Source organism: Amycolatopsis granulosa (assembly GCF_011758745.1).
GTDB classification, from domain to species: domain Bacteria; phylum Actinomycetota; class Actinomycetes; order Mycobacteriales; family Pseudonocardiaceae; genus Amycolatopsis_E; species Amycolatopsis_E granulosa.
This window is the reverse complement of sequence record NZ_JAANOV010000001.1, coordinates 618,548-642,888: the sequence shown is the minus strand read 5'-3', so window position 1 is coordinate 642,888 and position 24,341 is coordinate 618,548. Positions and strand designations below refer to the sequence as shown.

Annotated in this window: 21 protein-coding genes and 1 pseudogene; 10 read left to right on the top strand and 12 right to left on the bottom strand. The window is 69.8% G+C overall.

The window, feature by feature from the left end:
• The first annotated feature begins 2 nt into the window (after positions 1-2).
• The 5 genes and pseudogenes from FHX45_RS03210 to FHX45_RS03190 all read left to right on the top strand — a co-directional run bounded on the left by FHX45_RS03210 (position 3) and on the right by FHX45_RS03190 (position 8,436).
• Positions 3-2,126 (top strand): TrbL/VirB6 family protein, encoded by a 2,124-nt coding sequence (locus FHX45_RS03210; RefSeq protein WP_243868910.1) that lies wholly within the window; start codon positions 3-5, stop codon positions 2,124-2,126.
• A complete protein-coding gene (locus tag FHX45_RS03205; protein ID WP_167096527.1) occupies positions 2,123-3,289 on the top strand; it encodes a PrgI family protein in 1,167 nt (388 codons plus the stop codon). Before FHX45_RS03210 ends, FHX45_RS03205 begins: the two co-directional genes overlap by 4 nt.
• Positions 3,289-5,151 (top strand): annotated as a pseudogene (locus tag FHX45_RS03200) (VirB4 family type IV secretion system protein). The gene FHX45_RS03205 and the pseudogene FHX45_RS03200 overlap by 1 nt, the downstream one beginning before the upstream one ends.
• A gap of 19 nt (positions 5,152-5,170) precedes the next feature.
• The gene (locus FHX45_RS03195) at positions 5,171-7,681 is read left to right on the top strand and encodes a type IV secretory system conjugative DNA transfer family protein (protein WP_167096526.1); all 2,511 of its coding nucleotides are present in this window, start codon (positions 5,171-5,173) and stop codon (positions 7,679-7,681) included.
• A 50-nt stretch (positions 7,682-7,731) separates the two neighbouring features.
• Positions 7,732-8,436 (top strand): replication-relaxation family protein, encoded by a 705-nt coding sequence (locus FHX45_RS03190; RefSeq protein ID WP_167096525.1) that lies wholly within the window; start codon positions 7,732-7,734, stop codon positions 8,434-8,436.
• A 32-nt stretch (positions 8,437-8,468) separates the two neighbouring features.
• Here the strand turns inward: FHX45_RS03190 and FHX45_RS03185 are convergent, their stop codons facing one another.
• From FHX45_RS03185 to FHX45_RS03170, 4 genes are all read right to left on the bottom strand, one after another.
• Complete coding sequence (locus FHX45_RS03185; protein WP_243868909.1) at positions 8,469-11,069, bottom strand: BTAD domain-containing putative transcriptional regulator; 2,601 nt, start codon at positions 11,067-11,069, stop codon at positions 8,469-8,471.
• Positions 11,070-11,142: 73 nt separating this feature from the next.
• Positions 11,143-11,538, bottom strand: coding sequence for a hypothetical protein (locus tag FHX45_RS03180; RefSeq protein WP_208405778.1), 396 nt, complete (start codon positions 11,536-11,538; stop codon positions 11,143-11,145).
• A gap of 17 nt (positions 11,539-11,555) precedes the next feature.
• Positions 11,556-11,945 carry a hypothetical protein gene (locus FHX45_RS03175; protein WP_167096522.1) on the bottom strand — a complete coding sequence of 130 codons (390 nt, stop codon included), beginning with the start codon at positions 11,943-11,945 and terminating at the stop codon, positions 11,556-11,558.
• 52 nt (positions 11,946-11,997) lie between these two features.
• Positions 11,998-12,492 carry a TadE/TadG family type IV pilus assembly protein gene (locus FHX45_RS03170; RefSeq protein ID WP_341771328.1) on the bottom strand — a complete coding sequence of 165 codons (495 nt, stop codon included), beginning with the start codon at positions 12,490-12,492 and terminating at the stop codon, positions 11,998-12,000.
• A gap of 113 nt (positions 12,493-12,605) precedes the next feature.
• On the opposite strand from FHX45_RS03170, the gene FHX45_RS03165 reads away from it, so the two are divergent.
• Entirely contained in the window at positions 12,606-13,418 is an 813-nt protein-coding gene (locus tag FHX45_RS03165) for a hypothetical protein (protein ID WP_167096521.1), read from the top strand.
• Positions 13,419-13,427: 9 nt separating this feature from the next.
• Positions 13,428-14,264, top strand: a complete 837-nt coding sequence (locus FHX45_RS03160; protein WP_208405777.1) for a methyltransferase domain-containing protein — start codon at positions 13,428-13,430, stop codon at positions 14,262-14,264.
• Positions 14,265-14,269: 5 nt separating this feature from the next.
• Here the strand turns inward: FHX45_RS03160 and FHX45_RS03155 are convergent, their stop codons facing one another.
• The 6 genes from FHX45_RS03155 to FHX45_RS03130 all read right to left on the bottom strand — a co-directional run bounded on the left by FHX45_RS03155 (position 14,270) and on the right by FHX45_RS03130 (position 19,684).
• Positions 14,270-14,761, bottom strand: coding sequence for a TadE family protein (locus FHX45_RS03155; protein WP_167096520.1), 492 nt, complete (start codon positions 14,759-14,761; stop codon positions 14,270-14,272).
• Positions 14,762-14,765: 4 nt separating this feature from the next.
• Positions 14,766-14,954 (bottom strand): hypothetical protein, encoded by a 189-nt coding sequence (locus FHX45_RS03150; RefSeq protein WP_167096519.1) that lies wholly within the window; start codon positions 14,952-14,954, stop codon positions 14,766-14,768.
• 24 nt (positions 14,955-14,978) lie between these two features.
• Positions 14,979-15,872, bottom strand: a complete 894-nt coding sequence (locus FHX45_RS03145) for a type II secretion system F family protein (protein ID WP_167108297.1) — start codon at positions 15,870-15,872, stop codon at positions 14,979-14,981.
• 5 nt (positions 15,873-15,877) lie between these two features.
• Complete coding sequence (locus FHX45_RS03140) at positions 15,878-16,768, bottom strand: type II secretion system F family protein (protein WP_424923787.1); 891 nt, start codon at positions 16,766-16,768, stop codon at positions 15,878-15,880.
• The gene (locus tag FHX45_RS03135; RefSeq protein WP_424923786.1) at positions 16,765-18,084 is read right to left on the bottom strand and encodes a TadA family conjugal transfer-associated ATPase; all 1,320 of its coding nucleotides are present in this window, start codon (positions 18,082-18,084) and stop codon (positions 16,765-16,767) included. Before FHX45_RS03135 ends, FHX45_RS03140 begins: the two co-directional genes overlap by 4 nt.
• A 1,156-nt stretch (positions 18,085-19,240) precedes the next feature.
• Complete coding sequence (locus FHX45_RS03130; protein ID WP_341771327.1) at positions 19,241-19,684, bottom strand: hypothetical protein; 444 nt, start codon at positions 19,682-19,684, stop codon at positions 19,241-19,243.
• A gap of 376 nt (positions 19,685-20,060) precedes the next feature.
• Here FHX45_RS03130 and FHX45_RS03125 point away from each other — a divergent pair, with 376 nt between their 5' ends.
• The gene (locus FHX45_RS03125; RefSeq protein WP_167096517.1) at positions 20,061-20,696 is read left to right on the top strand and encodes a prepilin peptidase; all 636 of its coding nucleotides are present in this window, start codon (positions 20,061-20,063) and stop codon (positions 20,694-20,696) included.
• A 102-nt stretch (positions 20,697-20,798) separates the two neighbouring features.
• Here FHX45_RS03125 and FHX45_RS03120 read toward each other — a convergent pair whose 3' ends face one another.
• Both FHX45_RS03120 and FHX45_RS03115 read right to left on the bottom strand, forming a co-directional pair.
• Complete coding sequence (locus tag FHX45_RS03120) at positions 20,799-21,356, bottom strand: HD domain-containing protein (RefSeq protein WP_167096516.1); 558 nt, start codon at positions 21,354-21,356, stop codon at positions 20,799-20,801.
• Positions 21,357-21,368: 12 nt separating this feature from the next.
• Complete coding sequence (locus tag FHX45_RS03115) at positions 21,369-22,427, bottom strand: helix-turn-helix domain-containing protein (RefSeq protein ID WP_167096515.1); 1,059 nt, start codon at positions 22,425-22,427, stop codon at positions 21,369-21,371.
• Between the two features lie 191 nt (positions 22,428-22,618).
• Here FHX45_RS03115 and FHX45_RS03110 point away from each other — a divergent pair, with 191 nt between their 5' ends.
• Positions 22,619-23,083 (top strand): glycine-rich domain-containing protein, encoded by a 465-nt coding sequence (locus FHX45_RS03110; RefSeq protein WP_167096514.1) that lies wholly within the window; start codon positions 22,619-22,621, stop codon positions 23,081-23,083.
• A gap of 15 nt (positions 23,084-23,098) precedes the next feature.
• Positions 23,099-24,046, top strand: coding sequence for a phosphotransferase family protein (locus FHX45_RS03105; RefSeq protein WP_167096513.1), 948 nt, complete (start codon positions 23,099-23,101; stop codon positions 24,044-24,046).
• Positions 24,047-24,341: the final 295 nt, after the last annotated feature.

Below are 24,341 nucleotides of genomic sequence, written 5' to 3'. Positions count from 1 at the left end.
CGATGCGCACCTCGAACACACCGGGTGCCCCACCATCACGCCGGAAGGCGCGGTTACCCAAGCTGACTCGTGGCCGCGCGCTGCTGGGGCTGGCGGTAAGCATCGTCGTACTGTTCGGCGGCACGGTCGCCGTCGCAGCGCTCAACCCCGGTTCGTCGATGGCGCCGCCGGCCGCCGCGCAACCACTGCCGCTCCCGACCGTCGAGCCGTGCGAACCCGGCTCTCCGCTGTGCTCCCTGCCCGCGCCGACCACTGCACCGTCGCTGCCTGAGGTGCCGCTGCCGCTTCCCACCGAGGCGCCGACGTCGGTGACGTGCTTCCCGGGTTCGCTGCAGGGCGGGTGTGTTCCGTCCTCGTCGACCGCGCCCGCTCCGCCGTGCACCGGTGAGGGCTGCATCCCGCAACCCGGCACGACCACGCTGCCCACCGCACCAGGCGGTGAGCAGCCCGACCCGGGCGCGGAGAACGGTGGCGACTGCGGCCTCACGAACATCGGCGCCTGCATCACCGAGGTCATCGATGGGTTCTTCCGCGGCATCGTCGAGAGCGCGCTCAACCCGCTGCTCGACCTGCTGTCCAAGACACTGCTGACCACACCGACGCCGGACTCGCTGCCGCGCGTGGGCGAACTGTGGGACAACTCCTGGCAGATCCTGCTCGCTTCCTACGGACTGCTGGTTCTCATCGCCGGCGTCATCGTGATGAGCTACCAGACCATTCAGACCCGGCACTCTGCGTTGGAGATCGCGCCGCGCCTGGCAGTGGGGTTCCTGGCCGGCGCCCTGAGTCTGTGGGTGGCCACCAAGGGCATCCAAATCGCCAACGCCCTCGTCGCCGCCATCATGGGCGGCGGGCTCGACGCGAGTGCCGCCGGCGCGGCCTTGCGCGACCTCGTGATGGGCTCGCTCAGGGGTGGCATGTGGATCGTCTTCATCGGACTCGTCCTGGCCGGTTTGCTCGTCGCGCTGCTGGTGACCTACGTCGTGCGGGTCGCGTTGACGATCATTCTCATCGTCGCCGCACCGCTGGCGCTGATGTTCCATGCCCTGCCCCAGACCGAGGGCATCGCCTACTGGTGGTGGAAGGCCTACGGCGGCTGCCTCGCGATCCAGCTCGGACAGAGCCTGACCCTGATCACCGCGCTGAAGGTGTTCTTCACCCCTGGCGGGTTCACCCTGTTCGGGCCGACCGCCTCCGGGCTGATCAACCTGCTGGTCGCCCTCGCGCTGATGTACATCCTGCTCAAAATCCCGGTCTGGATCCTGGGCTCGATCCGCGGCGGAGGTGGGCGCAGCCTGATCGGCTCTCTCGTCCGGGGCTTCCTCGCCTACAAGACGTTCGGGCTCCTGGGCGGAGGCGGCGGAAAGCCCCCGACGCCCCGAGCTACCGGTGGCAGCAGACGTGGCGGCTCGTCCACACGTTCAGCCGAGCCGAGGACCACCGCAAGCGGGCAGTACGTGCTGCCGCTCCCCGGCCTTCGCCGGACCCGCCCCAAGCCGAAGCCTGGGCCCGCACCCGAACCGAAGCCGTCGCGGAAATCGGGTCGTCAGCTGGCGCTGCCGCTGGGCAATGACTGGCCGGAGAACAAGCCGGTTCTCGGCCCCGACGGGCAGTACCGTCTGCCCTTCGACGTTCCGCGCGCGGCGCCACCTGCCGCCTCAACGGGCGCCGCGGGAACGCGTGGTTGGCGCTCGCCCCGCGGGCGCACCGGGAAACAACTCGAGCTGCCGTTCGACCCCTACCAGGGCAACCGGCCGCTCCGGTCCGGTCAGTACCCGCTGCCGCTGGACGGCCTGCGCAAGGTGGCTCGGCCGGCGAACCCGCCAGCGCCTCCGGCTCGTCGCGGAGCGGGTCGGCGCGTGGTCCAACCGCCACTGCCCTTCGACCCCTACCAGGCCAGCCGACCGACCCGCTCCGGCCAGTACCCGCTGCCCCTCGACGGGCTGAAACGCGTGCCGTCCAAACCCGCACCGCCACCACCGCCGAAGCCAGGTGCCCCGCCGGCCGGACGGCAGCTGCGACTCCCGCTGGACCTGCCCAAGCCCGCCAAGACGCCGCGTCCGCGGGTGACCCCGCCACCGCCGACAGCCGCACGACGGCGCAAGCCAGGAGGTAGCACGTCATGACCGAACCCGTTCGCATTCCCGCCGACGTCGACATGCACGACCGTGTGCTCGGCCCGCTCACCGCACGCCAACTGGGCATCCTCGCCGCCGCGGGAGCGGCGCTGTACCTGGTGTGGCTCGCCACGCGCGCGTTCGTGCCGATCCCGCTATTCGCCGCGTTTGCGGTTCCGGTCGGCGCGGCGTCGGTGATGCTCGCTCTGGGCAAGCGCGACGGTGTCCCCCTGGACAAGTTGCTGATCGCCGCGATCCGCCAGCGACTCGCTCCCCGCTACCGCGTTGCCGCGCCGGAAGGCGTGCGTCCCGCGCCCGCGTGGCTCACCGCGAACGCGGACCAGGGAGCCGGCCTCCGCAGGCCGACATCCGAGGCCGAACCGGTCTCCCCGTCCGCGCTGCGCCTGCCCGCTGAGGCCGTCACGGAGACCGGCGTGGTGGACCTCGGCCCGGACGGGTTGGCGGTCGTGGCGGTCGCGAGCACGGTGAATTTCGCGCTCCGGACACCGGCCGAGCAGGAGGCGCTGGTCGCCGCGTTCGGGCGCTACCTGCACTCGCTGACCGCTCCGGTGCAGGTCCTGGTGCGCACCGAACGCCTGGACCTCTCGGCGCAGGTCGCCGAGCTGCGCGAGCGCGCGGGCGGGCTGCCGCACCCGGCGCTGGAAGCTGCAGCGGTCGAGCACGCCGACTACCTGGTCCAGCTCGGGCAGGAGTCTGATTTGCTGCGGCGGCAGGTGCTGCTCGTGCTGCGCGAACCGCTCGCCGTAGCCGGCCCGCCGGACGGGCTCGGCGGACCCGGTCCGCTGGCTGCGCTGCGTACGCGCCGCGACCGAACCACCGGACAGGTGGATGCCGCCACACGGCGAGCGGCCGAGTCACGGCTGGTGCGTCGCCTCACCGAAGCTGTGGAGTTGCTGTCCCCGGCAGGGATCACAGTGAACCCGCTCGACGCGGGAGAGGCCACCGCGGTGCTGGCCTCGGCGTGCAACCCCGACAGCCTGCTGCCCCCATCAGCTGGACTGGCCGGCGCGGACGAGGTCATCACCACCGCCTCGGAGGTGGCCGATGAGGACCCCGGCCGGTGGCGTGCGGATGCACGTGCAGAGGACGAGCCCGCGTGGGACGAGGACGACGACTGGGACTACGAGGACGAGCGAGGGGAGCGGTTCTGATGAGCCATCGCAACCACCACCGGCCCCGCCCACCGGCCTCTCCGGCAGCTGCCGCCTTCACACCGGACGCGCTGTCGGTCGGCGCCCGGCACCTGGAGGTCGGCGGCGAATGGGTCGCCAGCTTCGCCGTCATCGGCTACCCACGCGAGGTGCACCCCGGCTGGCTCGCCCCGCTGTTGACCTACCCCGGCCGCGTGGACGTCTCTCTGCACGTCGAGCCGATCGACCCGGCCACCGCCGCCGCCCGGCTGAAGAAGCAGCTCGCCAAGCTCGAGGCCGGCCGCCGCCACACGGCCGAGCACGGCCGGCTGTTCGACCCGCATGTCGAGGCCGCCACCGAGGACGCCTACGACCTGTCCTCCCGCGTCGCGCGTGGCGACGGCAAGCTGTTCCGCGTCGGGCTGTACCTGACCATTCACGCCACCTCCCAGAGCGCTCTCGCCGAGGAAGTTGCCGCGCTGCGGTCGCTGTGCGCCAGCCTGCTGCTGGACGCCAAGCACACCACCTACCGCAGCCTCCAGGGGTGGGTGTCGACCTTGCCACTGGGGCTGGACCTGATCGGCATGCGCCGCACCTTCGACACCGCGGCGTTGTCGGCGGCGTTCCCGTTCACCAGCCCGGACCTGCCCGCGCCCGATCCGACCTCGGTCGCGGCACCGGCGGGGGTGCTCTACGGCTAGAACATCGGCTCGCAGGGGCTGGTGCACTGGGACCGCTTCGGCGAGGGCATGCACAACCACAACTCGGTCATCCTCGGCCGCTCCGGCGCCGGCAAGTCCTATCTGGTCAAGCTGGAGCTGCTGCGCTCGCTGTACCGGGGCATCGAGGTCGCCGTCGTCGATCCGGAAGACGAGTACGCCCGGCTCGCGGCCGCCGTCGGCGGCACCCACGTCCACCTCGGCACACCAGGCGTGCGGCTCAACCCGTTCGACCTGCCCATCCACACGCGTCCCGACGGACGACGCAGCGCCCCCAACGACGCGCTCGTCCGGCGAAGCCTGTTCCTGCACACCGTGATCGACGTTCTCCTCGGCGGCGAACCGTCGGCTGCCGAGCGCGCTGCGCTGGACCGCGCGATCGCGGCCACCTACCAGAGCGTGGGCATCACCGCCGACCCCCGCACCTGGACCCGCCCGTCGCCCGAGCTCCGCACTTTGCGAGATCAGCTCGCGAGCTCAGGGGACGGGGCCGGCCGCGAGCTCGCGGCGAGACTGCATCCATTCGTCGAGGGCGCGTTCAAACAGCTCTTCGACGGGCCCAGCACCGTTCACCCCGAGGGACACCTCGTGGTCTTCAGCCTCCGCGATCTGCCCGACGAGCTGAAAGCGATCGGCACGCTGCTCACGCTCGACGTCGTCTGGCGGCGAGTGTCGAACCCGGCGAACCGCCGACCGCGCATGGTCGCGGTGGACGAGGCATGGCTGCTGTTGCAGGACAAGGCAGGCGCCGAGTTCCTGTTCCGTTCGGCGAAAGCCTTCCGCAAGTACTGGGCCGGTTTGACGGTGGCGACCCAGGACGTCGACGACGTCCTCGGCACCGATCTCGGCAAAGCCGTCGTGGCCAACGCGGCCACCCAGATCCTGCTCCGGCAAGCCCCGCAGGCCATCGACGAGATCGCCCGCACCTTCACCCTTTCCGCCGGAGAACGCCAGTTCCTGCTCGCAGCCGACCGCGGCCAGGGACTGCTGTCCACCGGAACCCAGCGCGTCGCCTTCCAAAGCGTGGCCTCGCCAACCGAGCACTACCTGATCACCAGCAACCCGGCCGAACTCGCCGAGCAGGACGACGACCAGGCTGCGGCGTTCGTCGACCTGGGGCCTCAGCCCCTCGAAGGCGACGAGATCAGCCTCGACGCCGCTTGACTCTCCGAGGACCAGTCCCATGTGGATACCGGCTACGCATCTCGCCGCTACAGATTGGCTTGAGAACTACCTGCGCGACCCTGGCGGCGCGCTGATCGCACTGCTGAACCGGCTTCGCGACCTCGCTGCGGATGATGGCCCAGTCGCCCTGCCGGTGCTTGCCGTCCTGACCACGGTAGTGCTGGCCGGGCGGCGGTGGTGGGTGCGACGGTGCCATGAGCGCCTCGTCGACAACGCGCGTCAGGTCACCGTCCTCGCGCCACCCAGTGTCGATCCCGCCGGCGGTGCCGCGTTGTGGTCCAACCTCGTGGGGCTGCTGCGGCCTGGCTGGCGACGAGCGCTCACCGGACAGCCGCACGTCGCCTGCGAGTACGTGTTCTCCGAGGCCGGCGTCGCGATCCGGCTGTGGGTGCCCGGCGTCATCCCACCCGGCCTCGTCGAGCGCGCCATCGAGGCCGCCTGGCCCGGCGCCCACACGCGGGTACGGCCTGCTGAGCCGCCGCTACCCGCTCCACGCGAGGGCGAGCGGAGGCTCGTGGTCGGCGGCGAGCTGCGGCTCGCCCGGCCGGAGGCGCTGCCGATCCGCACGGACTTCGAGGCCGACCCGGTCCGCGCGTTGATCGGCGCGCCGGTCGGGCTCGGTGGCAACGAGCACGCCTGCGTGCAGATCCTGGCCCGGCCGGTCGCCGGGCGCCGGGTTCAGCGTGCCCGCCGCGTCGCCCGGCAGGTCCACACCGGCGGCTCGGCGCGCCTGGTCGGCCGCATGCTGGACACGATCACGCCAGGCGCCCCACGGACCCGGCGATCAGCCGCGACCCGGACGAAAACTCTGCACAGCGATCCGCAGACCTCGCTGGAGTACGGTGCGCAGAACCGGGCGATCGTCGCCAAGCAGCGCGGCAGCCAGTTCGAGACCGTCGTCCGCTACGCCGTCGCCACACTTCTCCCCGCCGACGCCGCCGCCGAGGAGGTCCGCTCGGCTCGACAGGTCGCCCGCGGCCGGGCCCACGCCCTCGCAGCCTCCTTCGCCTCCTACACCGAGCACAACTACTACACCCGGCGCAGCCTCCGCCACCCCGGCCAGGTGATCGACTCCAGGCTCCTGACACGGGGCGACCTGCTCTCGGTGCCCGAGCTGGCCGCAATCGCCCACCTCCCAACCGACGAGGCCATCCCCGGGCTGCAGCGCGCCGGAGCCCGCGCCATCGCACCCCCGCCCGGCATCGCTGTCCAAGGTCCCGACGCGAAACCCATCGGCGTCACCGATGCCGGCCACGAGCGGCCCGTCGCGCTACGGGTGCCCGACGCCCGGCACCACCTCCACGTTCTGGGCGCGACCGGAACCGGCAAGTCGACCTTGCTGGCCACCATGGTCCTGGCCGACGCCGAGGCCGGCCGCGGAACCGTCCTGATCGATCCCAAGGGCGATCTCGTCACCGACGTCCTGTCTCGGTTGCCTCGCTCTGCGGCCGACCGGGTCGTGCTCTTCGACGCCGACAGCAAGGCGCGCCCACCTTGCCTGAACCCGCTGGACGGCGGCGAAACGGACCTGATGGTGGACAACCTCGTGTCCGTGTTCCGCCGGGTCTACTCGGCGTTCTGGGGCCCGCGCACGGACGACGTGATGCGCGCGGCCTGCCTCACCCTCCGCACCCAGGAAGGCGTCGCCACCCTCGCGGACCTGCCCAAGCTGCTGGCCGACGAAGCTTTTCGCAGCCGTGTCACCGCCGGCATCACCGACCCCGTCCTGCGCGGCTTCTGGTCCTGGTACGAGGAGCTGACCGACTCGGCCCGCTCGCAGGTCATCAGCCCGTTGATGAACAAGCTCCGGGCCTTCCTCCTGCGCCCCTTCGTCCGGGCCGCGATCGCGGGAGGACGCTCTACAGTAGACCTCAGGGAGGTGCTTGACGGTGGCATCTGCCTGGTGCGCATCCCGAAGGGCTCATTGGGGGAGGAGACGACCCGGCTGGTCGGGTCGCTGGTCGTCGCGCGCACCTGGCAAGCCATCACCGGCCGCGCCCGCATCCCACAGCGCCGTCGCAGGGACGCGAGCCTCGTCATCGACGAGTGTCACAACTTCCTCAACCTGCCATACCCGATCGAGGACATGCTGGCCGAGGCCCGCGGTTTCCGAACCTCGATGACGCTGGCGCACCAGCACCTGGGTCAGCTTCCCCGCGAACTCCGCGAAGGCATCTCGACCAACGCACGCAGCAAGATCTTCTTCAACGCCTCCCCGGAAGACGCGCGCGAGCTGTCCCGCCACACCGCGCCACGACTGTCCGACCACGACCTGGCCCACCTCGGCGCCTACCAAGCCGCCGCCCGGCTCGTCCTAAACGGCGGAGAGGCCCAGCCGTTCACCCTCCGCACGCGACCACTCCCGCCGGCTATTCCGGGGCGCGCACGAGAGATCCGTGCGGCGGCGCGCCGCAAGGCGAGCGCGCGAGCAATCGATTCAGCACCGACCGCGCCTCGCCACGACCGGGTGTCGGGTCCTCGGAGCGCGGACCCCCGCCGAAGCGAATGAGAACCCCAATTCGCCCGTCGTCCTTTCTCAAAGTAGGAGGTTTCTCCGCCGTGATCACCAATCCCACCAGGCAGCGTTCCCTGCGCGGCCACAAGGCAAGCCGCCCGAGCCCGCGCGCGGCCAACACCGCCGAACACCAAGCCATGCTCGCGTGGCGGCTGACTCCGCGCGACAAATGGATCATCCGCATGCTGTGGGAGCACCGGGTTCTCACCTCGCACCAGCTCACCGCACTTGCTTTTCCCAGCTTCCGGTCCGGTCGGATGCGGCTGCGCGAGTTGTGGACCTGGGGTGTGGTCGACCGGTTTCAGCACGACAGGCTTCTGAGGGGCCTGTACGACTTGAGAAGCCTGTTCGGGGACAAGTGGGTGCCAGCGATCGTGGTGGCACTTCGGGCTGGCCCGTTGCGGCGGATAGAAGTTCTTTCCACGGTCAACTCTTATTTCATCGACGAGAACTGGACGGATAAACAACCCGTCCTGCACGATAGCATTCTGGCGCGCACGCTGAAAAAGATGCGTATGCAGGGGTTGGTCTTCCGGGAGCGCAGTACGAAGTCTTTTCCGCCGGAAGTCGAATACGCGTTGAATCCGGCGGTCGCCGACGCGCTTCGGGCTGCGGAGCCGCTCATCGCCTGGACTCGCGCACACCCTGACTTGCTTGCGCAGGCTCAGGAATACAGCCGCAAGCATGGCCAGCACGGCGGGTCGTCCGGGGACGAGGGTGATGACGATTTTCCGCCGCGGCCGGCCTGAACCACGACGACCGCGTCGTGCACCGAGGGCGGTCACCCGGCTTTGCTGTAACCGTGGCCGGCAGCATCTGTCTGTAGGTCGTGGCGGCGTTGCAGCCGCTCGCACAGGCCGATGGTTTGCGGGCTCGGTTGGTCGTCGACCTCGGCGAGGCGTGTGGTGAGCAGCGTGAGGGTCCGCGGGATGGCGTCGAGCTGCCCGAGGCGTCCCTGCAGCCGCATGATGTCGCGGTAGATCAGCTCGTTGTGCGGATCGAAAGCGCGGGCGATCTCAAGGAGATCAAGGGTCTGCTGCGGGTCCTGGTCGACCAGGGCTCGCGCAAGCGCGGCGACGGCGTCGATGGCATCTCGGCGAATGGATTCCCGGGCGGTTTCAAGCCATTCCGTACTCATGCCGTCGGCCAGGGGACCGGCGTAGCTCTCGACCGCGCTGCGGTTGGCGTCGATCCGGTCCTGCTGGTTCGTAGCGGCGCGCCGCGCTGCTACGGCAGCGGCGAAGCGGTGGTAATCGACCTCGACCAAGCCCGGATGGAGGTGGTAGCGACCCTCGCCGGTCACCACCACGTCGGAGAGCGCACCGTCGGTTGCGGCACTGACTGCGCGACGGAGGCGGCTGAGGCTGGTGTTCAGCGCGTTGGTCGTTTTCTCGGGAGGGCTCGCCGGCCACAGGGCTGCGATGAGTGCCTCGCGGCTGACGCCGTCCGGGTGCAGGCTCAAGAACACCAGCAGTTCGCGTACCCGGGGTTGGAATGCCGACGTGACCTCGTTCTCGACACTCTCAGCTGCTTGAGCAGGCCGGGGCCGCCACCACACGCGCACCGGGCCCAGGACCGTGACCCGCAGCGGTGCGAGCGCGTCCTGTTGGTTCCCGGTTGCGCTCGTCCGCTGCTGAGGTGGAATCGGGACGGGCGGATCAGCGAGGTCGGCAGTGCCGCTGAGAATTTCCAGGCCGGGGTGAGACTGGTCGCGGGCGCTCTTTCCGGCCAGGAGTTCGAGGCCGGGTTTCGGCTCGTCAGGGGTGTTCTGCCGGTCGCTCTCGTCCGGCGATTCGGTCTGGCGTAGCAGGGAGAGCAGATCGGCGAGGTGGTCGTCACCGAGGCCGAACATCCGCATATCGCGCAGGCGTTCGCCCGCGCCGGGGTTGGTTGCGGAGACGGTGCCGTCGGCTCGGACGTAGGCGGTGACGCCGGCGGGCCACTGGCCCAGCAGCAGCCCGGTAATACCGAAGCTCGACCCGTTGTCCAGGACGGCCTGCAGCCGCTGCCGATGCCGTTCCGGTGCGCGTGCCACCAGCAGGACGGGAGGCCACGGCTCGGCTTGCGCGTTTGGCGTAAGTCGTGCGCGTGCCAGTGTCTCGGCTTCGAGTGCGTCCAGGGCCGCCTCGACATTGGCGACCAGCTGCACACCTGCCGGCAGCTTCGTCTGGTCCGTCCTGTGTCCAAGCAGCGCGCCCGCGTCTTCGGCTGGACATATTACCCGTGCCCCGGAGTGCGTGGCCGTGGCGGCGGCGACCAGTAGTGCTCGTGCCGCGGCTGGCGCACCCTCGCCGATGAGGCCGATTCCATGGACCGAGGCGAGGTCCAACGCAACCTCCCGGCCGTCGCGGACACCGACGGGCAGGGTGCTGTCCTGCGCGAGCGGCGGTTCGGAGGCCATTGGTGGCTCGCGGTCGGTGGTGTCGGGCTCGTCGTCGGCGGCTCGCAAGTGGGCCAGTCGTAGCTGGTACACCACTGGCGCGACGGGCAGGTCTGTGCGGTCGCCGCTGCCAGGACGGTAGCGACGACGGTGCCGGCGTCGCGCGATGAGCAAGGCCGCGCTGACCGTGGAGGCGAGTCCGAGTCCGACGAACAGCTCCTCACCCCAGCGAAACCCGGCCTCCCCGGAAGCGCCGGGGTTCGGCGGTGGCGTGTCCTCGGCCGGCGGTTCCAGTGTCGCGGGTGCCGGCTGTTCGGCGGGAGCCGCCGTGGACGGAGGTCCGGTCTTCGGGGATGTGGCTGCGTCGGCCGGCAACCTGAACTCCTCGCCCGGGAAGATCAAGTTTGGCCGGTTGAACAGGCCTCCGTTGGGCTGCGGTTTGCCTTTGTTGAGGTCGAAGATTTCCGGCCACCGATTGCCGTCTCCGAGAGTGCGCTGGGCGATGCGCCACAGCGAGTCGTGCACGCCGGTTTCCGGGTCCGGCGCCAGGGCGACCACGGACCTCGCCGCGGCGATCCCCTCGGCGCTGTTGTGCTCGTGGGCCACGAGCCTCACATCGGACGTAGTGACGACTTCGGCGCTCAAGCTCGTCCCGGCGGTAAGGCTGTGGTCAACGCGGTGACCCACGATCGCGATCAGGATCGCGCCGATGAGAGCCGCCGTGACGTGGCGGAGGGGGCCGGCAGCTATCACGCCAGGGACGCGCATGTCGCGCGCAACCTCGATGGCGCAGCGGGCCACGTCAACCGCGAACAGTGCCCAGACCACCCAGCTGAGGCAGGCGAGGGAGCTGAGCAGGAAGTTTGCGGTCATCGGGCCGAGCAGCACGCCCTCGATCTCCGCCAAGGTCGGCAGGTGGTCGGGCAGGGGCCACCCGATGAACCGGATGAGCGCCCAGGGAACGCCGCCGAGCAGCGAAACAAGGATCACCGTGGCGAGCAACCCGCGAAGCAGCCTGGCTGCGACGACGACACCATGGCCGGCCCTACGCATCGAACTTCCAGTCATCGGACGCTCACGTGAGCTGAGCGACCTTGAGATCACGTGCGGGCGGCGCGGGCGCAGGATCACCCGATTGTCCGTTCGTCTGGGACGAGCTGCGGGAACGAGTACCGAGCTTGCTCCCGGCTGGCTTCTTCCGCTTGGCTCGGGAGGTCTTGCGACCGGTGACCCACTCCGTGAGGTCCGAGGCCTTCAGGTCGGTGAACCGCGCGAGTTCCTCGATGCTGATGACGTCCTCGGCGTCGGCGACAATCTCGCCGAGTTGCCCCTCGATGTCCTCCAGCTGGGCGACGATCGCGGCACGGCGCTGGGCCAGCTGATTCACCTGCTGGGCGGCGGCTTTGCGCCTCGAAGTACGCGGGGCGTCAACGTCTTCGATGCGGTGTTGGACCTCTTCGTCGGTGGGCATGATCTCTTCTCCTTTCGTCATGGCTCGACGGTGGTGATTCCGCGTTGAGGGTGCGCACTTCCCTGGCCGTGTACGGACAGGGAGCTGATTCCGATCAGCCCGAGTAGCTGGGTGGGCTGGGAGCCTGTGACGGTGACCGTGACGGTGTCGCCGGAGATCGTGACCGTGCCCGCGGCGCCCTCAGCGGCCAGATGGGCTTGGGCCCTGGCGATGGCTTGCGCGGGCACCAAGCGGAGGGTTCCGTTGTTGCGGTACGCGGTGAGGTCGATGGCTTGTGCGCCGGCGCGAGCGGCGGATTCGGCTTGCCCGTTCGCCCGGACCTTGGCGGCCAAGGCGAGCCCACCGTCGAGGGACAGCCCGGCCAGGGCCAGGATTGCCGAGATGAGCACGACGACGAAGGCGGACACGCGACCCTCGTCGGCACGCCACCAGACGATCGCGTGCTCGTGCTTCGGTGCCTCACGACGATGTCCCGGTGTTCGCCGTCGACCGCCACTGGTCCACCGGCTCGGCAGCCGTGGCCGTCAGCCGCTTGCCACCGGGTACGCCGAGGATGAGGGCGTCGCCGAAGTCGACATCGCAGACGACGGTGACCGCCACGGTGCCGCCCGGGCGCAGGCCTCCGGTCGAGGTGGTCGCGGAGAACGACCGGCAGGCCACACCCGCGTCGGCCAGGGCTGCGGCGGCCGTGGACTGGGCGGCACGGATCGCGGCAGCAGCGGTGCGCTCGATGCTCGCGGCGCGGGCGGCTTGGTGTGCGGCATCGTCGATGCGGATCCGAGCGTCCACCCCGCGGTGGATCACGACGCCCACGAACACCAGGAGCATGATCAGCAACGGGGCGACGAGCGTGATTTCGGAGGCCACCGATCCGTCGTCGGCCCACCACCAGGCGATCCGCTCCTCCTGGCCGCGTAGCCCGCGACGAGGTGAGGTTTTGGTCATCGAGGTCATCCACTCGTCTCGTCTGTCAGAACACTTACGAGTTCGTCCAGGCTGAAGAAGCCCTGGTCACGCCTTTGTGCAGGTAGCCGTGGCTTCGCGCGATTGCAAGAATGTGTTGACGCATGGTCGACAAGTTGCGCGTGTGGTGGACGGTGCTGCGTGACGGCAACACCGCCGTGCCGAGCAGCCGTCCCCGAGTTCGCACGACCGTGCAGATCAAACTGCGCGGGCGCTGCCTGTCCTTCAGGACTGGGCCGATCACGGAGTCCACTCGCTGCGCCAGATTGGCCGAGACGACGTGCTCGCGGTCCTGCCCGCAAGCGGCAACGGCCGCTACACCCTCGGCGCCGGACTGCAATCGATTTTTCAAAGTCCTCAAGGCACGCAAGGTCCTCTCCGTCGACCCCTCCGTCAGGCTGCGCCTCGGCGCACCCGAGAGTTGCCAAGCGCTGCCCGCCGACCTGGCCCTGATCAAGGAAGGACTGACCTCCCCGAACCCCACCCGCGCGGCGATGACCGCACTGCCGGCCTTCCACGGCCTGGTCGCCGGGCAGCTGCGCGCCCTGCACCTCACCGACATCCGAGACGGCCGTCTGCACCTCGACAGCCGTACCATCCTGCTCGCCGAGGCCGTCCGCGTCCGGCTGACCGCTTACCTGGACTATCGCAACCACCGTTGGCCGCACACGGCCAACCCGCACCTGTTCATCCACTACCGCACAGCGCTGGGCACCAAACCCGTCGGCACCCGCTGGCCCGGACTCGTGCTGGGCACCGCCGCTCGCGACATCCGCACTGACCGCATCCTCGACGAAGTCAGCGCCACTGATGGCGACGTCCGGTGCCTCTGCGACCTGTTCGGAGTCAGCGTCAAAGCCGCCAGCCGCTATACCGCCGTGCTCGATCCGCCCGAGCCCATCACCACACCCCAGTAGTCTGGGCTCGTGACTGAGACTGATCGGGAAAAGCTGCGAACGACGTTCGGCGAAGACGCCGAACGCTACGACCGTTGCCGACCGGGCTATCCCGCCGAGATGTTCGACGACCTCGCCATCCTGGCCGGCATCGCCCCTCAGTCCCGGGTGTTGGAGATCGGCTGCGGCACCGGCCAGGCGACGCTCCCCTTGGCCCAGCGCGGATGCGCGATCGTCGCCGTGGAGTTGAGCCCTGACATGGCCGCCATCGCACGGCAGCATCTCGCCGCGTTTTCCGGAACGCAGGTTGTGGTGTCGACCTTCGAGGACTGGCCGTTGCCCGCCGCCGGATTCGACCTCGTGCTGTCCGCGACGGCCTTCCACTGGATCGATCCCCAGATCCGGACGAGCAAAGCCGCTGACGCCCTGCGCTCCGGCGGCACCTTGGCGGTGATATCTACGCACCACATCGCCGGGGGCACAGAGCCGTTCTTCGCCGAGGTCCAGGAATGTTACGAACGCTTCGACCCCACCACACCGCCAGGCTTGCGCCTTCAGGCATCCACCAACGTGCCGACCGATTCGACTGAGATCGATGACTCGCGACGCTTCGGTCCCGTCCAGTTCCGCCGCTACGAGTGGGAGCACACGTACAGCACGCAGGAGTACATAGATCTGCTCTTGACCTACTCGGGACACCGAGCCATGCCACCAACCAGTCAACGCGGCCTGCTTAACTGCATCGCGAACCTGATCGACACCGGCTACGGTGGACGGATAACCAAGCGATACATGACTCAATTGGCCACCGCGCGACGCGCAGGCCGAGGCAATCGCTGTCTGCCGCGCCGAACCGAAGCTCCCTGATACTGTCATCCGGCGCCTCCAGCACTCGGGTTCCCGCCGGAGGCCGCTTCAGACTTCGTGAACCCGTAAAGGTTCGGAACGAAGCGTTCGACAGGACCGGCGGCCTCGGCGTGCACGGGCAACGTCAGGAACGGAACCACCGACGTGGCCGTCCCGGAGATCCGGACTTCGGCTGCAGCTGGGCCCCGGTCAGTCGACACGGCGGCGCCGCGCAGCGGGCCACCGGCGAGCTGGCCGAGGAGCTGTTGCGCGCTGGCCGTGCCCGCCGCAGCGGTCCCGTTCTGCGAGCGCGCCGTCGCCAGGCCCTGTGAGGCGGCGGCCTGCGCGACGTGCGTGGCGTGCGACCACAGCGCGAACTGCACGATGGCCAGCAGCACCAGCAGGGGAGTGGCGATCACCAGCTCCGCGCTCACTGAGCCGCGATCGCCCATCAACGACTTGCGGAGCCGGACTCGCCACGAGGCGGGTCTCGCGCAGAGGATCTGCCTGCGGTTCATAGCTTCACATGTCGATGCTGTTGGCCTTGGACGTGACCTTGGCGACGATGATCGCGAGCACCGCGATGGCCGCGACGACCAGCAGCGCTGTCACGAGCACCGTTTCGGTCGAGTACCCGGCCTCGGGTTCACGCCGCAGCATATCCACCCGAGCCCGGATGATGGTCCACAAGGTGTCCCATTGTGAGGGCATCAGATTCTCCTCTCGTACGCCGGTTCAGAGTCCATTGAGGACCTGGACTAGAGCGGGGTAGGCGATGAAGGCGAGGAATCCGAGGAACAAGGCCATCACCGGTAGCGACATCCGTTCGGTTGCCGCTTGGGCATCGCCCTCGGCTTCGGTCATCTGGTGGGTGCGCAGGGCCTGTGCCTTGGCCGCGAGGGATGTGCGGACCTTGGCGCCCTCGGTGCCGGCGAGGCTGACCGAGGCGGCGAGCTCGGCGAGTTCGGTCACGTCGAGTTCTTCGCCGAGCCGGCGCAGTGTCGCCCATGGGGTCGTGCGGGTCAGGCGGGCGGTGTCCAGCGCGCGGCGGATCTGTGCGAAGGCCCATCCGCGGCCGATGGCGACGGAGTCGCCCAGCGCACTGTCGACGCCGGCGCCACCGGCCAGCGCGATCCACACCAGGTCCAGGTAGGCCGACAGCGCGTGCCGGAACCCGGAGCGGAGTTTCGCTGCTTCGGTGCGAACCTGCAGGTCGGGGAGGACGAACCCGGCTGCTGCGAGCACCAGACCGGCGATAATCGGGAACTCGACACCAAGGCCGAATCCGGCGATCGTGAGGAGAGCGCTCAACAGCGCCGGCAGGACGAGGCCGGCGACGGCGAGGGTGGCCTTTTCCGCCAGGTGGGTCGAACTCGAGCGGCCGATCACCGCGAGGTCGCGCGCCAAACGGGGGCCGGGCAGGTTGAGGGCGCGCAGAGGCGCGACGGCCGGCCGGCCGAGTCGTGCGGCCCAGCCGGCGTCCCCAGTGGTCAGGATCGGCTCGGAACTGGGCGGCGCGGTGGCGCGGGTCAGGACGACGCCCAGTGCGGGACGCGGCGGGAACAAGTAGACCGCCAGCGCCCACAGCCCGATGCCCACGCCCGTGCCAAGTGCGAGGGAGATGATCAGGGGGCTCATTCCTGCCTCCCAATGGCTACTCGTGCGTCATCGGCTGTGGCGAGGAACCGATCGGGCTGCGAGATACGGGCGATCCGGCTCAGCCAGGTGAACCCCACCGCGAACAGACCGCCGATCCCCAGCAGCACGATCTGGCCGGCGGCGCTGTCATAAGCGCCCATGTAGCTGCGGTTGAGCAGCACCACGGCCACCGCGAAGGCCACGGTGGTGCCCACGATGACCCGGACCGACGTGCGGGTGCGGGCTCGCCCGGCCTCCACACGCATCCGCATTGACGCCTGGCCGCGGGCCGCCTCGGCCAGCGACCCGAGGAGGTCGGCCAGCTGCCGGGTCTGGTGCTCGGCGGCCAGCAGCAAGGCGGCGATCACCAGGTCTCCGACCGGATCGTCCAACCGCTTGCCAAGTCGTCGCAACGCCGGAGCCAGACGCTCGCCGTTTTCGATTCCCGCCGCCAGCTCACGCACCTCGGTCCGGATGGCCGGTGGGGCCAGGGGCGCGGTGGCGAGGACGGCTTGTTCGAGCCCTGCGGCGGCCGACAGCGTGTCGCGCAGCATCTCCGTCCAGGTCGCGATCGCTTCGATGCGAGCGATTCGACGGGTGTGCTCCGGGTCCCTGCCCAGGACGCGGGGCAACGCCCAGCAGGCGAGCCCGGCGAGGACGCCGCCAACCACCCAGCCAGTCAGCAGACCGGCTGCCAGCCCGGCCGCGACCGCGATACCAAGCCGGAGCGAGCGACGCGGGTCGGCTGGATACTCGGGACGGCGGATGCGCCGAGGGAGGTGAGTGGCGGTTCCCCGAAAGCCGAGGACGACCAGCAACAACCCGAACCCGGCGCCGGCGCCGAGCAGCGCGGCGAGGCCGGTGGTCGCGGTGAGAGCGACGGTCACGGCGCCCACCAGCCCTCGGGGTTCTCGAGCACACCGGGGTCGAATCCGGCGTCGACCAGATCGTCGAGCGTGTCACCGCGCAGGGCGCCGGCAACGGGGCGAGCGCGGCGATCCGGACCGGGCCGGTAGATCTCGTTGGAGATGATCTGCGGTCCGTCGGCGCCGACTACTTCGCGGATCGAGGACACCACGCGGGTTCGTCGGTCGTCGGCGCGCGCCAGGTGCACGACGAAGTGCACCGCCGAGGCGACGAGCAGGTTCGTTGCCTCCAGCGGTAGCCGTTCCGCGCCTTGAGCGGCGTAGGAGGCGAGGCGGGTGAACGCGATTCGCGAGCTGGACGCGTGCAGGGTCGCCATCGACCCGTCGTTGCCCTGCGACATCGCGTTGCACATCGGGATGACCTCCGGCCTGCGGATCTCCCCGACGATGACCCGATCCGGGCTCATCCGCAGACCCCAGCGGACGAGTTCGGCTTGGGAGATGGCTCCCTCGCCTTCGACGTTGGGCTCACGCGCTTGGAAGGCGGTCACGTCGGCGTGGATGTCGGGATCGTGGTCCAGGCCGAGTTCGAACGCGTCCTCGATGGTGACGATCCGTTCCATCGGATCCATTTCGGAGGCCAGCGCCCTCAGCAGCGTGGTCTTGCCGGCACCAGTGCCGCCGGTGATCAGGATGTTCTTGCGTGCCTTGACCAGCGCGCGCAGGAACTGCTCAAGGCCGGGATCGAGACTGCCGCGCAGCCGGAGGTCCCGCAGGGTGACGGTGAGGTAGCCGTGGCGTCTGATCGACAGAGCGGTCATGCCGCCGGCAGTCAGCCCCATCACCGCGAACAACCGCTCCCCGCCTGGCAGTTGGAGGTTGACTGCTGGGGAGCCCTGGTCGAACCGCCGTTCCTGACTGCTCGCCCGCGCGGCCAGCAGCCGCACGAGATCGGTCAGCTCCTCATTGGACGACGCGATCGGGCCCACCCGGGCGCGGCGGCCGTCGTTGTACTGCACGAAAACCCGGTCGTAACGGTTGGCGTTGATGGTCTCCACCGCCGGGTCGTCCAGCAGCGGCTGCAACCCCGCCATGCCGAACAGCTCGTTGACGACCTCGGTCACCACCCGCTGCTCGACCTCGCGCGGAAGCAACTGCCGGCCCGCGGCCAGTTCGTTCTCCGTATGCCTGCGCAGGGCGTCGTCGATGATTCCGCGGGCCAGCTCACGGCGCGCCTCGCGCGTGGCGGTCGTCCCGGTGCGGTCCTGCTGGTCGGCGACGCGCTGAGGCAAATCGGCGTTCAGCCGCTCACGGAGGTACTGGCGTAACCGGCTCACTGCGTCTGGCGGCTCGGCCGGGCGGCCATCGGTAGGCCAACTTGTCGGCGACCTCCTCGGGGTCGCGCCGTTGACCGGCTGCTGAGGCGCGGTTGACGGCGTCACAATGCCTGCCCTCCGGCGGAGGGTGCCGGGCGGACACCGTTGGGCGAGACAGCGGCGGGCGGGACACCGGGGACCACGTGCAAAGCCGGGACGGGCGTGTGCAATGGGGGCGGTTCGGGTGTGGCCAGGTGTCCACGGCTGGCGAGTTCGCCGGCAACCTTCTCTGCGAAACGCCCGAGCGCCGAACGGGAAGGTCCCCATCGCGATGTTGCCGGCCGGCCGCAGAGAACGGCGGCACCACGTGGATCGTGAGGCACCCGCCCCAGCGGCGGCACCCCGAGTTCGCGGGCGACCTCTGCTTCGGAATAGCCCGGGCCGACCAGCAACAAAACGGGGGTTCGGGCTCCATCGGGCCACGGTGGGTAGTCGTCGTGGAAGGTGCGCGAGGTCGTCGGCATGAGCACGTGACAGGAGAACGATCGCGTTGGAGGAGCGGGCGATCGGCAGGCCGGGCGAGCCAGGATCCACTTCGTTGGCGAGGGCAGCCGCAGCTGGCGGCGCGCCATCTGCGCCAGCTCTTCAGGTGATGGCAGCTGCGCTGCTCCGGGCTGTTCCCCATCGGGGATCCACACGGGAGGCCGGTACAACGTGTCGGCCGAGCCTTCTCCCGAGCACTTCCAGACGTACCAGGCGCCCGGTCCCTGCCCGGCTTGGGCGGGAGCAGGGCGCGGCAATGCCACCGGCACGACGCCTCCACTGCTTGGTCGAGGCTTGTGCGCCACGGGGAACGCGCCGCCGCTGGGAGGCTGGTAGTCGCTCTTCACGTACGAGCAGCTCGCCATGTCGGCATCGCCGCCCGTGATCGTGTCGCCGGGATTCGTGGGTTTTCCGTTGCCTGGCTTGGTTCCGCCGCCAGGACGCCCGGAGTTGGGGGCCCCGGCTCCTGGAGCCTTCCCCGGGGTGCCGTTGGTGCCCGCGCCGAGTTCACACGCGGGCGTGGGCGTTTGGCTGCAGGTGGTGCTGCCCCAGCCGCCGCCGGCAACGGCAGGAGTCGCGAGACCGAGGACGGCCACGGTGAAGGCTCCGGCGACGACAGCGGTGCGGCGCATGGTCAGCACGTCCCCGCGTCGTGAACGCCGTAGTCGGTGACCTTCCACGAGCCATCGGCCTGCTTCTCGACGATCGCGTTGATCGCGTGCCGGCCTCCGGGCTCGTCGTCCGCGAGCTGACCGTTGTCAGCCCGGTACTTGAGCCAGTTCGTGGAGTCGCCGCAGTCGGACACGATGATCTTCACGGGGTCGCCTGCCGGTTCGACCGAGGACACCGTCGGGTTCAGGATCGGCTGTCCCTTGGTCACTAGGCCGTTGTAGTGGTCTGCGTAGAGACCGCGGGACAAGTTGGTCAGCGCGAGGCCGGTCGCATGATCCCCAAGCTCCGGAGACTGCCAGTCCGATGTGGTCCCGGCCTGGACGAAGTCCTCCCACATCGCCCGGTATGCCGTCAGCGCGTCCTGCCTCGCCTGGTCCTCGCCCGTCGGGGAAGGACTGGTGCTCACGGCAGCTGAGGGAGCCGGGGCGGCAGTCGACGGCCCAGACGCGAGATCCGTCGGATCGTCGGGAGTGCATGCCGCGAACAAGACGAGGCTGGTCACCCCCGTGACCGCCCATCCGCTCGAGGAGCGACGTGTTCTCCCCTGCACCGTGGTACCCCCCACCACCGCTTGATCGCTGTTCACCCAGATCAAACTTTCTACACCACGGTCCCCCTGTGGTCGCAACGGTCATCTCGCACTGACTTTGAGGTCGGCATGGCTTCAACCATGAAAGATTCACCCTTTTGGACGCGCGACATGAACATTCGAGGCTTGCGTCCGGTATTCATGGCGGCTAGGAATCGCGACAGTTTCGCACGCATCGGTCACTGGAGTTTCGATGAATCCGCTTGCCTTGACCGGCTGGGCTGCCGTCGGCGCCGGCGTCGGTGCGGCGGTGGCGATGGGCTCGCGAGCGTTGGTGCGGACGAGACTGCTCAGCGTGGGGGAGCGGGCGGTGTCAGCCGGCGTGACGGCCGTGGCGTTCGCAGCCGCGGCCTGGCGTTTCGGCTGGGGGATCGACCTGGTGGCCTACAGCTCGTTCGCGGCGGTGTCGGTGGTCTTGGCGTTGATCGATGTCGTTGGGCAACGCCTGCCCGGTGTGCTGATCCTCGTGGGCGTCCTCGCGGTGGGGACGAGTTTCGTCCTTGGGTCTGTGCTTGTGGCGGGTTACGCCGACTTGTTCCGGGCCGTGACCGGGATGTTTGTTCTGGGCGCTTGCTATCTCGTGCTCGCTCTCGCACTCGGGGGCCTTGGCGCCGGGGACGTCAAGCTCGCCGGGCTCCTTGGGCTCGCGCTGGGTTGGCAGAGCTGGGGCGCCGTCCTGGCCGGCACCGTACTGGGGTGGCTGCTCGCTGGAATTGCACGCGCGGTCTTACGTGCCGCGGGGCAGGTAGCTCGTGATGCCCCGATGCCTTTGGGGCCCTACCTTGTTCTTGGTGCGTGGTTGGCAATCCTGTGCGGCCTCGCGCCCTAGGCAATTTGGAATAATCAGCTAACGGCTTTTCGGCGAAATCCCGCGGCTTTATTCCACCAGGCTCGCCAATTCCGATTCGCGATTAACGCGGTTCGCCCGGGCTCATCGGTCGCGCCAGGCGAGGGGTGAGAGCGAGGTGGCTGCTTCGGCGACGCGTTGGGCGGTTGCGGTGGTGAGGCCCTTGAGGGCGCTGTCGATCCAGCCCCGGACGCGCTGGACGCCAATCTCGCGGTACTCGATAGCTTGGAGGAGCATCTCGAGCTTGTCCGCGTCGCGGGCGCAGCGGGCTTCCGCGCTCTCGGCTGTCTCGTACTCGTCGACGGCGTCCCGGACCGAAGCGCCCGCGGCTTCGGGAAGCCCGGCGGTCTGGTCCGCGGTGATGCGCCTGGGGTCGGGCTTGGTGAGGTAGGGCTTGACGGTGTGGGGGAGGTCGCCGGTGCGGGTTTCCTGGGTGTCGTGCCAGAGCGCGAGGTAGGCGGCGCGGGCGGGGTCGGCGCCTTCCTCGGCGGCGAGCAGCCCGGCGAGCTGGGCGACGCGCAAGGAGTGCTCGGCCACGGATTCGGGGTCGCGGACGCCGGCGTGCCACCAGCCCGAGCGCCGGATCCGTTTAAGGATGCCGAGTTCGTAGCCGAAGCTGGCGATGGCGCTGGCGTCTGACACGTTCGGTTTCTCCTATCGGTCGGCGATGCGGAGGGCGTAGTGCAGGCCGGCGAACTGGTCCCGCTCGGTGCGGGTGAGTTCGTCGGTGGACAGGCCCACCTCGACGGCCTCGGCGAGCGGTGGGCGCAGGTTGGGCCAGTCGGTCAGCAGTGACGGGCGTGAGGCTATCAACGTGAACAGGGTGTGCAGGTTCAGCGGTAGGTGCGGCGAGGACGGCGCGACGCGGCGGGTGAGGTGCTCCAGCAGGTGCATCCCGCCCCAGGATCGGGGGTCGGCGTGCAGCATGAAGGCGTCGTCGACGTGGTCCTCGCGCAGTTCACCGATCCAGTAGGCCCAGTAGTTCAGGTTCGCCACATCCGGGGTCTCCGACATGGCGGCGGTGAAATCGCGCAGCACGTCGCCGTCGCCGCGGCCGGCCAGTGCGACCGAGGCGGAGCGCGTTTCGAGCAGCCGGTTCACGTCGTCGGCTCTGATGGACTGGCGGCTGGCGCGTGCCCACTCGCCGCGGAGCCAGTCGACGCTCGCGGGCCGCTGGTCGAAGCTGAGCAGGTAGACCGCCTGGCGACGGAGCAGGGCGTGGTCGGGCCCTGCGGCGCGGTCGGCGAGGGTGAGCAGGTGGTCGAAGAAGCGCGTTCGCTCGTCGGGATACAGCTCTGGTCGCGAGGCCGATGGGCCACGTCGGCGAGTGGGCGCTGCCAGCGGGCGGAGTTGCTCGGGCAGGATCCCGGTGATCGGCCAGGTGATCAGGTTCGTCAGCGACCGGCGATGCACGTTGGCCGCCAGCGGGTGCTGCGCCGGGGCTAGCCAGGCCGGGCCGGCGTCGACCGCCGCGGCGAGGACCACGTCGGCTTCGACGGCCTCGTGCAGGTGCCGGCCGATCGAGGCCGGCGCGCCGAGCCGGGTCAGGGTGGTCCGGAGCCGGAGGAAGTCCCGGGTCTGCATCGCGGCGAGGGGCCGCCGTCCCGATTCCCACCCCTGCACCGTCGTGACGTCGACCCCCGCGGCCTCGGCGAACCGGTCCTGCGTCGCCCCCACGGATTGGCGGGCGAGCTTGAGCACGAACCCCGCCACGACGCCCAGGCAGCGTGATCCCTGACTGCCGGTCGGTGTTCGTGACGTCCTCGCCATGCGTTCGCCCCCAGGTCGAGCCTCGCCGCTGCCAGGCAACCCGCACTGGCAGTCCGTTCTGCCGTGGCCGCCCCGATCGTAACGTGTTCCCAAGCGATTACGGCGAGTGATCGCACACTCCGAAGGAGGACACGTTGACCGCAGTACTGAGCACCTCGATGACCGGTCAGTCCCTGGTCGAGCCCGCTCTGTTCGAGCGCTTGGTGGACGGGATCGTCGCCGAGCACGACATCGAGCGGGGGCTGGCCGAACGCATCATGGACCAGGCGCTGGCCTTCCTGGCAGCGTGCGCCCGCAACACCGGTGCCGCGCTCGCGCCCAGCGAGCTGGTGGACATCGGCTGGCACACCTTCCTCCTGCACACCCGCGACTACGCGGCCTTCTGCGAGCAGATCGCCGGCCGGTTCCTCCACCACGTGCCCACCGAGGACCACGACCCGTCCATCAGCGGCGAAGCCGCCCGCGAGACGGTCGCCCGAACGGTGACGGCGATCGAGGCCGCGGGCTTCACGCTGGAGACCGAGCTGTGGCCGCAGGCGGCCGGGTGCACCGGTTGCCACAATGGCTGCCACGACGACCCGCCGCCGGCCCGCGACTGACAGGGGAGCTCCACGATGCCTCGCAGCACCTGGGACGAGCTCCCCGCGACAGTGCGCGCCGCGATCGAGCGCAAGGCCGGACTTGTCGCGCGCGCCGAGATCCCCTCGGCCGGACGCAACTCCGACTTCTCGGCCACATTGCACCTGCGCTCCGGCGGAGTCGTGTTCTGCAAGGGCATCGCCGATGCCGAGGGCAAACGCGGCGCGATGCACCGCCACGAGGCGGACATCAACCCGTGGTTGCCCTCGGCCATCGCGCCGCGACTGCGGTGGCGCGTCGAGGTCGACGGCTGGCTCCTGCTCGGCTTCGACCGCGTCACCGGCACTCACGCCGACCTCGCCCCGGGCTCGCCCGACCTGCCGCTGGTGGCCGGCGCGGTGGCAGCGCTCGGGCGAGACCTCGCCGACTGCCCAGCAACCGCGCCCCGGCTGGCAGACCAGTGGGCACGACTCGCACCCTGGCGACGGCTCGCCAAGAACCCGCCTCCTGGCCTCGGTCCCGCGGTAGCCGAGCAGCTCATCCCGTGGGAGGAGCGGGCGGTCGAGGCAGCCGACGGGCACGACTTGGTGCACACCGACCTGCACTCGCTCAACATCCTGGTCTCCGGGCACCAGGCCGTGATCATCGACTGGGCGTGGTCGCGCACCGGATCAGCGGCAGTCGACATCGCGTTCCTGATCGCCCGGCTCGTCGCCGCAGGCCACCCACCGCCCACCGCCGAGGAGTGGGCCGAGGCGCTTCCGGTGTGGCGGCAGACTCCACCGGCCGTCCGCACGGCGCTGGCGGTCGAGATCTGGGGCATCTGGGAATACCAGGCAGCGCAGCAGCGCCGCGACCTGTGGCGCACCCTCGTCCCGGCAGCCCGCGCCCGGGCGATGTACCACCTGGACGGCCTCGGATTCGAACACAAGTTCGACGACGTGTTAGTCTCCGGTGATGAGCGTGGAGGGCCTGGGCGGTGACCGGTACGACGGCCTCGCCAACTACCGCGTCGATGCGCACGGTGCGCGGGTCATCGTCCTGCCGGCGACCTGCAGGGCTTGCGGGCCGGCACTCCCTCGCTGCGTCGGGGTATCGGGCTGTTGTCGGTGGTGTTGAGATCGCTGTCGAGTGCCAGGCGTGCCGGGCCCAAGGCGCTTCTCCGGCAGCATGGCGTCTCGACACTTCTGGGTCGGCGGCCGCGCGGGCCGAGCTCGACGACCAGCCGTACTTAGACAGCCGGAGGTGGTCGGAACCGGCGCCGAGGGGGCGGAAGTA

Bases quoted from the DNA above. Each gene is read 5' to 3' on its own strand.
- FHX45_RS03210 (WP_243868910.1), top strand. From the start codon at position 3: ATGCGCACCTCGAACACACCGGGTGCCCCACCATCACGCCGGAAGGCG.
- FHX45_RS03205 (WP_167096527.1), top strand. From the start codon at position 2,123: ATGACCGAACCCGTTCGCATTCCCGCCGACGTCGACATGCACGACCGT.
- FHX45_RS03195 (WP_167096526.1), top strand. From the start codon at position 5,171: ATGTGGATACCGGCTACGCATCTCGCCGCTACAGATTGGCTTGAGAAC.
- FHX45_RS03180 (WP_208405778.1), bottom strand. From the start codon at position 11,538: ATGCCCACCGACGAAGAGGTCCAACACCGCATCGAAGACGTTGACGCC.
- FHX45_RS03170 (WP_341771328.1), bottom strand. From the start codon at position 12,492: ATGACCTCGATGACCAAAACCTCACCTCGTCGCGGGCTACGCGGCCAG.
- FHX45_RS03165 (WP_167096521.1), top strand. From the start codon at position 12,606: ATGGTCGACAAGTTGCGCGTGTGGTGGACGGTGCTGCGTGACGGCAAC.
- FHX45_RS03155 (WP_167096520.1), bottom strand. From the start codon at position 14,761: ATGAACCGCAGGCAGATCCTCTGCGCGAGACCCGCCTCGTGGCGAGTC.
- FHX45_RS03150 (WP_167096519.1), bottom strand. From the start codon at position 14,954: ATGCCCTCACAATGGGACACCTTGTGGACCATCATCCGGGCTCGGGTG.
- FHX45_RS03125 (WP_167096517.1), top strand. From the start codon at position 20,061: ATGAATCCGCTTGCCTTGACCGGCTGGGCTGCCGTCGGCGCCGGCGTC.
- FHX45_RS03105 (WP_167096513.1), top strand. From the start codon at position 23,099: ATGCCTCGCAGCACCTGGGACGAGCTCCCCGCGACAGTGCGCGCCGCG.